Source organism: Ornithinibacillus massiliensis (assembly GCF_018310345.1).
Classification (GTDB): domain Bacteria; phylum Bacillota; class Bacilli; order Bacillales; family Amphibacillaceae; genus Ornithinibacillus; species Ornithinibacillus massiliensis.
Genome location: NZ_JAGXBY010000010.1, coordinates 61,560 through 67,993, shown reverse-complemented (window position 1 = coordinate 67,993; position 6,434 = coordinate 61,560). Strand labels below are relative to the sequence as shown.

Genomic DNA, 6,434 nt, shown 5'->3' with positions numbered 1-6,434 from the left:
ATTAGGCACGCCGCCAGCGTTCGTCCTGAGCCAAGATCAAACTCTCCAAAAAAGTTTGTCTACGATTGACACCAATCAATCATAGGTAATTCTTAGCAAAGAAGCTGCTAGCTTCTGTAATTCTTTAATAGAAAAAACAGGGTATGTTTTTTCTTGACATACTGGTTGTTTTGTTCAGTTTTCAAGGAGCAATCATTTTGCTTTGTCGTTTTTAGCGACAAGATATAATTTAACATGTTTACCACACAATGTCAACATCTTTTTCGAAAAAACTTTTTGAAGTTGTATTCGACAATGTTTCGTATGTGACAACAGAAATTAATATACCATAGCTATAAAATAAAATCAACGGTCTTTTTCAAAAAAAATCTCTTCTGAAATTTTAGTATACTAACATTGTATTATATGTAAAACAGGACTTAATGGTAACTTATTCATTCTGTGTCTTCTTTGGTATGTATCGCATACATTCTTGTTCGCTAGCTACTCTTCTTAATAACTGGAACAACACTTTATACCGTTCTTTCATCGCACTCTTCACCATATTATCAATTCTTGTATCATCTAAATCAAAAATGATTTCATCTAATTCTCTTTTTATCAAATACTCTAGTTCCTTTTGTTCGGTCTGATTAATCATTAATCCTAGCATATTCTTTCACCTCATCATAATTCGGCAAATTTCACTATAATTCTTGTTACTATATACCTTCGTTTTTATTTAGGTAATATGGGGGTATTTTATATCGTTCTCACTTTTAATAAATTTATTCAAACGAAATTAGCAAATCTCTAGACAGCTTGTTCATATTTTATCGTTCCCTTCATAAGATGTATTGATAGCTTGTTTCCTTAGGAGGGTAAGTAATGAATCATTTTTACGTGTGGCGATTTAGTCGGATAAAAAGATGGGCGCTTGTAGCTATATTAGCTTTCTTCACTGCTGGCTTTCTTTGGTTTGAAAGCAATGGCGTTTTTTCTGTTTTCTCAAAGAATGAGGCGGTTGCGTTAACAAAGGGAAGTTCCAAGGAGCCGAATATTGCCTTAACCTTTAATATTAGCTGGGGCGAAGAGAAGGTGCATGATATTTTAAAACAGCTGGAGGAACATCAAGTACAAGCTACCTTCTTTGTAAGTGGTGAATGGGCCGAAAAACATCCAGACATTTTGAAAAAAATATCCGAAAGTAAGCATGAAGTCGGTATGCTAGGATATCGTTATAAAAGCTATTTAGACCAAGAAATCGGCCAAGTTAGGAAAGATTTACAATATGCAAAAGAGGTTTTTGGCAAGTTAGGTTATAAGGATCTAGAGCTTGTTCGTGCACCACATGGCCACTTCAATGATGAAATAATTAAATTAGCAGAAGACATGGGACATAAAGTGATTCATTGGAATATTAATCCGCACGATTGGCAAAACCCAGGAACTCAAAAAATCGTTGATCATGTCATGTCAGAAACGAGTAACGGGGATATTATCCTTTTACATGCATCTGATTCTGTAAAACAAACAGCAGAATCCTTGAATACTATTCTACCAGGATTAAAAAATAAAGGATTTACGTTTGTAACGGTGTCAGAAATAATCAATCAAGCCCACGCAGAATCTAAAATAGTGGAATAACAAAATTTCTCTCAAGCTATACACCTCGAATAAATCAAAAAACCTGATGACTATGTACAAGCCATCAGGTTTTTCTTGGATTTATTTAGCTATTTTCTCCTTTTTATCCGGACTGTTATGAAGACGATGCAGGATTAGTAGCTGGTATGTATTACATGCAAGTAATGTTAATACCATAATTAATGAAAACTCGACACCAACAAATCCAATTCGTAAAGCCGGTACCCATTCAACCACTGTAAATACAACCATGAAGAATAAAGCAGGTATAAATGCATGCTTTTTCGTTTCTTTCGCTTTTATTTTGGCAATAATCCATCCATAAATGAATAAAGCAAAAGCAGCCAGTATAAACCAAATGATGGATACTTCACCTTCTGCATTTTTATAAGGGAAATAAACTAAATCAAAAAGAACGAATGCGATTAATACAATCTGTACTGTCGGCCAGAATGAACGGAAGATGCTTAGACCTAATCTATGTACATACAAGTACGCGAAGAAGCCCGTTTGACTTACAGCACTGTACAACATTCCATGTCCTATAAAGAAAAGCATAACGCCTAATAATCCAATAAAATTAAACGGCTGCAAATTCTCTGTATAGGCACCACTAACATTCACAAAAAAACTAACAATTAGCCCAACGAGACCACCTAATGCTAATGTTTTTAAAAACAAGTTTACTACTTTGCGACTATTCAATTGAAATGTCCCCCTGATATAGTATAAATCCAAAATCCGCTTACATAATTGGTATTTTATCATGAACAACATCTTTTTTCCTTTATCAAGTGCATATTTTTACTTATCTCATCCATATTAAAGGATAAGTGGAAGGAGGATTTATCATGCTACGTGTGGTCTACTTACCATTAATTAGTGGATTGCTTTTATTAATGAGTGCATGTGGAGGGGAAGCAGCGCCAAAGGAAACGGATTATGATACAACCAAAAAAATGATTGTTGATATATTGCAAACCGAGGATGGAAAAAAAGCCCTTGGAGAAATATTAGCTGATGAAGAGATGCAGAAACAGCTCGTTATTGACTCCACTACAGTAAAACAGGCGATTGATGAGACCTTATCATCTAAAAAGGGCGGCGAAATGTGGAAAAAGCTATTTGAAGACCCTAAGTTTGTTGAAACATTTTATAAATCCATCGAAGAAGATCAGAAAAAGTTGATGAAGGACTTAATGAATGATTCGGAATACCAAAAGCAAATGATGGATTTATTACAAAATCCGGAAATGACAGAACAGCAAATTCAAACCTTAAAAAGCCAACAATTTCGCGCACACCTAGAAGAAACCATCCAGCAAACCTTAGAATCACCAATATTCCAGGCACGAATACAAGAGATATTACTAAAAGCTGCTGAAGAACAAAGTAAAGGCGGTGGCCAAGGCGGCGGTAATCAATCTGGTGAGCAAGGTGGTCCTGGTGGCGGTAATCAATCTGGCGGTGGATCTAGCGGGTCCGGTGGCGGAGCGGAATAAACTAAAAGATAAAAGGTCAGCTCCCATTTTTCAGGGTGCTGACCTTTTCCCTCTTTATTCTTCTACTTTGGCAATAACTTTAGCTGCCATTTTATGGTACTCTTTGCCATTTGGGTGGTCTTCTTGATACACGGATGGTGCAAATACATCCTCTTCTTCATAAGGCTGTTGAATTGGTAATTGTCCAAGCACTTTGGTTTTTAATACTTCCGCAAGCTTCTTACCGCCACCTTGTCCAAATACATATTCCTTTTCTCCTGTTTTTGGACTCTTGTAGTAAGCCATATTTTCCACAACACCTAATATTTCATGCTCTGTTTTCAATGCCATTTGACCAGCACGAGCTGCTACAAATGCTGCAGTAGGATGTGGAGTTGTTACGATTATTTCCTTACAAGATGGTAAAAGTTCATGCACATCCATAGCGATGTCCCCTGTACCTGGAGGAAGATCTAGTAATAAATAATCTAGGTCTCCCCATTCTACCTCTTTAAAGAAACTATTTAACATTTTACCAAGCATTGGTCCACGCCAAATAATCGGGGAATTGTCTTCAACAAAAAATCCCATGGAAATAACCTTAACACCAAACCGCTCCACTGGAATAATCTTCTCTCCACGAACAACCGGTCTTTCTTCGATTCCCATCATATCTGGAACACTGAAGCCATATATATCCGCATCAATAATACCGACTTTTTTACCGATTCTTCTTAATGCAACAGCTAGGTTAACGGTGACCGTTGATTTACCAACGCCACCTTTACCGCTAGCAATGGCAAGGAAATGGGGTTGTTTATTGCCACCCATTAATGCCTTTTCTTTAGCGCTTTCAATTGCAGGCTGGTATTTTTTTATAACTTCGTCGGGTAACTGCTCGAATCGAAGACCTACTGTAACGGCACCATTACGCTTTAGAATGCCTACTATTTCTTGTTGAAGCTGCATTTGTTCAGCTGTATTCGTCTTTCCAATCGCAGCCTTCACACTGATATGCTTCTTATCTTCCTTTATCGTTACTTCTTTAATTCCTTGTGTTTCTTCAAACGTTCTATGTAAAAAGGGATCTTTTACAGGATTCAGTAATTGTATTACTTCTTCTTTCGTTAACATTTAATCACCTTCCTATTAGCATGGATTAAGTAGTCCAAGGCTAGTATACCATAAATCACTAGAAATCTAAGTGATATGAATTTTGGAAGGAGTGATCCAATTCTTATTCTTCCTCCACCTCAGGTTCTTCGGTGACATAGCGCAAAATCCCCTTATAGATACTTGCCGCCATTTGACGTTGGTACGTATTTGTTTTTAGTAATTCCCTTTCATGTACATTAGAAAGGAAACCAATTTCCACTAGTGCTCCTGGTACCTCGGCATGCTTTAATAAATAGAGATTATTCACAGCTAGTGCACTTCGGTTCGTATTTTCTAAATTACGGATAATTTCAGCTTGGATCATTTGTGCTAAATGCTTTCCCTCATCCGATTTCGGAAAATAGAATGTTTGTGCTCCGCTCCATTTGGTTGAGGGAATGGCATTTAAATGTATCGTTAAAAATAGGTCCGCATCATGTGAGTGGATAAACTCCATTCGCTTTCTAATATCCTCTGCCTTTCGCCTCGACAAACCTTTCGTATTTTCATCCGCTAAATCTGTATCTGTTTCTCTAGTTAAATACACTATTGCCCCAGATTGCTGTAAATAGTTTCTTAGCTCTTTCGATACCTCTAGCGCAATGTCCTTCTCTAATGTATCATCACTACCAACTGCCCCTCCATCTGGTCCGCCATGTCCTGGATCAAGTACAATGGTTTTCCCTGCCAGAGGTAAAGAAAATCCCATTGTTTCCTCTAAATCTGGTAACGGCAATTTGATAAGTGCAACAAGGACGATTAACCCAATAATCCAAGCAACTATTTTCCCTAATCGATTCATTCCATTCTCCCCTTTATTTATCCTCATCCTATTTTATGGGACAAGTAATCGGTTTATGACTTTGGAATGAATCGATACTACATGCATTAGAAAAAGTCCGGTAAATACGTTTGCTGCCTTGGTATCATATCCTCCAATTTATTAACCGCTTCGATATTTCCCTCGATTAACCCTAACGCAAGTAACTCTGTTGGCCTTTTATACCCTAAAAACATCGTCGTAAATGCTTGAATATTACAGGTAATATCTGCTTTCCCTTTACCTTTCATATGGGTACAGGTCACTCCCTCCTGACGAGGATTTAGTACATACACCCCCGTATTAACCGGTAGAAACTCATCTTCCACAAAAAGAGATACAGAAGGATGTAATCCCCCAAATGGATATTGAGTAAGAAAGCCCTTTACATTAACTACCCTCGCCATAAAGTACGGATTAACCTTTGTTTCGAATCGTGGCTCCTTAAGGAGAAGTGGGATATTATCATTTTCTGGTACAGTGATTTCAACATGCTCCGCCATGGAATCATGATTACCAATAAACTCCATTAATAGCTTTAAGCCAGTTAAGGACCGATAAGCAATTTCACTAACTGTAAATAGCTTATCCTTAACATGAAATAGAATATAGCCCTCCGGAACACGATTCTCATTATAGGCTACCGCAATTTGATGATGGTCTTTTAGTACACGCTGCTTCCACCACTTTTCATCCCGAATAAGGGCTCCCGTATAGTTCCCTATGTACTGGCTATACAAATTATCTAATAAGTCAATATCGACTTCCGTTCTTCTCACATATCCAGATTCATCCCAATTTCGCTTTAACTTCTCGAATGGGATTTTATATTGTTTTTTATTAAATGTAACTTCATACCCATATTTCCGATAGAACGGAACGGAGAATGGGTGAAGATAGGATAATACTTGTCCGTTTTGGTGCATGTGATTTAATGCGTTTGCTAATAGGCTCTTTACCATACCATTTCGTCTAAATTCAGGCCACGTAGCAACAGATGCAACGCCTCCCATTTGCATCGACCTTCCATGGATAGATACTGCTAAAGGAATTAAATGTAGTTTAGCAGCTAGTTGACCCTCCTCCATAACTCCCCAAATCGTATGACGCTCCGCTTCCTCTCGCTTTGCTTTTAATTCCGCTTCCGATAACGTATATTGAAAAGCAAACTGTGATAGTTTGAAAATTTCACGATAATGTTCCTTAATATTCAGCTCTTTGATCATCTGGGATTCCTCCTAACGAATGTATTGCAAATATATTATAACAATTAAGATTAAAGAGATGCTGACTAAAATAATTAATCCTGTATCACTTTCTACCGTGATACAGGATTATCCTAGGGACCTGCG

At 37.4% G+C, this 6,434-nt stretch carries 7 protein-coding genes; 2 read left to right on the top strand and 5 right to left on the bottom strand.

What is annotated here, in order from left to right; genetic code table 11:
- Window positions 1-430: 430 nt before the first annotated feature.
- On the bottom strand, window positions 431-652 hold the full coding sequence (locus KGF86_RS19055; RefSeq protein WP_186871297.1) for a hypothetical protein: 222 nt from the start codon (window positions 650-652) through the stop codon (window positions 431-433).
- Between the two features lie 215 nt (window positions 653-867).
- Here KGF86_RS19055 and pdaB point away from each other — a divergent pair, with 215 nt between their 5' ends.
- Window positions 868-1,626, top strand: a complete 759-nt coding sequence (gene pdaB / locus KGF86_RS19050; RefSeq protein ID WP_211742699.1) for a polysaccharide deacetylase family sporulation protein PdaB — start codon at window positions 868-870, stop codon at window positions 1,624-1,626.
- A gap of 81 nt (window positions 1,627-1,707) precedes the next feature.
- Here pdaB and KGF86_RS19045 read toward each other — a convergent pair whose 3' ends face one another.
- A complete protein-coding gene (locus KGF86_RS19045; protein WP_211742698.1) occupies window positions 1,708-2,331 on the bottom strand; it encodes a KinB-signaling pathway activation protein in 624 nt (207 codons plus the stop codon).
- 146 nt (window positions 2,332-2,477) lie between these two features.
- Between KGF86_RS19045 and gerD the strand changes: the two genes are divergently transcribed.
- Window positions 2,478-3,128: a spore germination lipoprotein GerD gene (gerD, locus tag KGF86_RS19040; RefSeq protein WP_211742697.1), complete on the top strand. Its 651-nt coding sequence runs from the start codon at window positions 2,478-2,480 to the stop codon at window positions 3,126-3,128.
- A 54-nt stretch (window positions 3,129-3,182) separates the two neighbouring features.
- Here gerD and KGF86_RS19035 read toward each other — a convergent pair whose 3' ends face one another.
- From KGF86_RS19035 to KGF86_RS19025, 3 genes are all read right to left on the bottom strand, one after another.
- Window positions 3,183-4,241: an Mrp/NBP35 family ATP-binding protein gene (locus KGF86_RS19035; protein WP_186871293.1), complete on the bottom strand. Its 1,059-nt coding sequence runs from the start codon at window positions 4,239-4,241 to the stop codon at window positions 3,183-3,185.
- Between the two features lie 103 nt (window positions 4,242-4,344).
- Window positions 4,345-5,064 carry an N-acetylmuramoyl-L-alanine amidase CwlD gene (cwlD, locus tag KGF86_RS19030; protein WP_186871292.1) on the bottom strand — a complete coding sequence of 240 codons (720 nt, stop codon included), beginning with the start codon at window positions 5,062-5,064 and terminating at the stop codon, window positions 4,345-4,347.
- Between the two features lie 86 nt (window positions 5,065-5,150).
- Window positions 5,151-6,308: a GNAT family N-acetyltransferase gene (locus KGF86_RS19025; RefSeq protein ID WP_186871291.1), complete on the bottom strand. Its 1,158-nt coding sequence runs from the start codon at window positions 6,306-6,308 to the stop codon at window positions 5,151-5,153.
- Window positions 6,309-6,434 lie beyond the last annotated feature (126 nt).

Coding starts and splice junctions, on each gene's coding strand:
- KGF86_RS19055 (WP_186871297.1), bottom strand. CDS start 652: ATGCTAGGATTAATGATTAATCAGACCGAACAAAAGGAACTAGAGTAT.
- pdaB (WP_211742699.1), top strand. CDS start 868: ATGAATCATTTTTACGTGTGGCGATTTAGTCGGATAAAAAGATGGGCG.
- gerD (WP_211742697.1), top strand. CDS start 2,478: ATGCTACGTGTGGTCTACTTACCATTAATTAGTGGATTGCTTTTATTA.
- cwlD (WP_186871292.1), bottom strand. CDS start 5,064: ATGAATCGATTAGGGAAAATAGTTGCTTGGATTATTGGGTTAATCGTC.
- KGF86_RS19035 (WP_186871293.1), bottom strand. CDS start 4,241: ATGTTAACGAAAGAAGAAGTAATACAATTACTGAATCCTGTAAAAGAT.
- KGF86_RS19025 (WP_186871291.1), bottom strand. CDS start 6,308: ATGATCAAAGAGCTGAATATTAAGGAACATTATCGTGAAATTTTCAAA.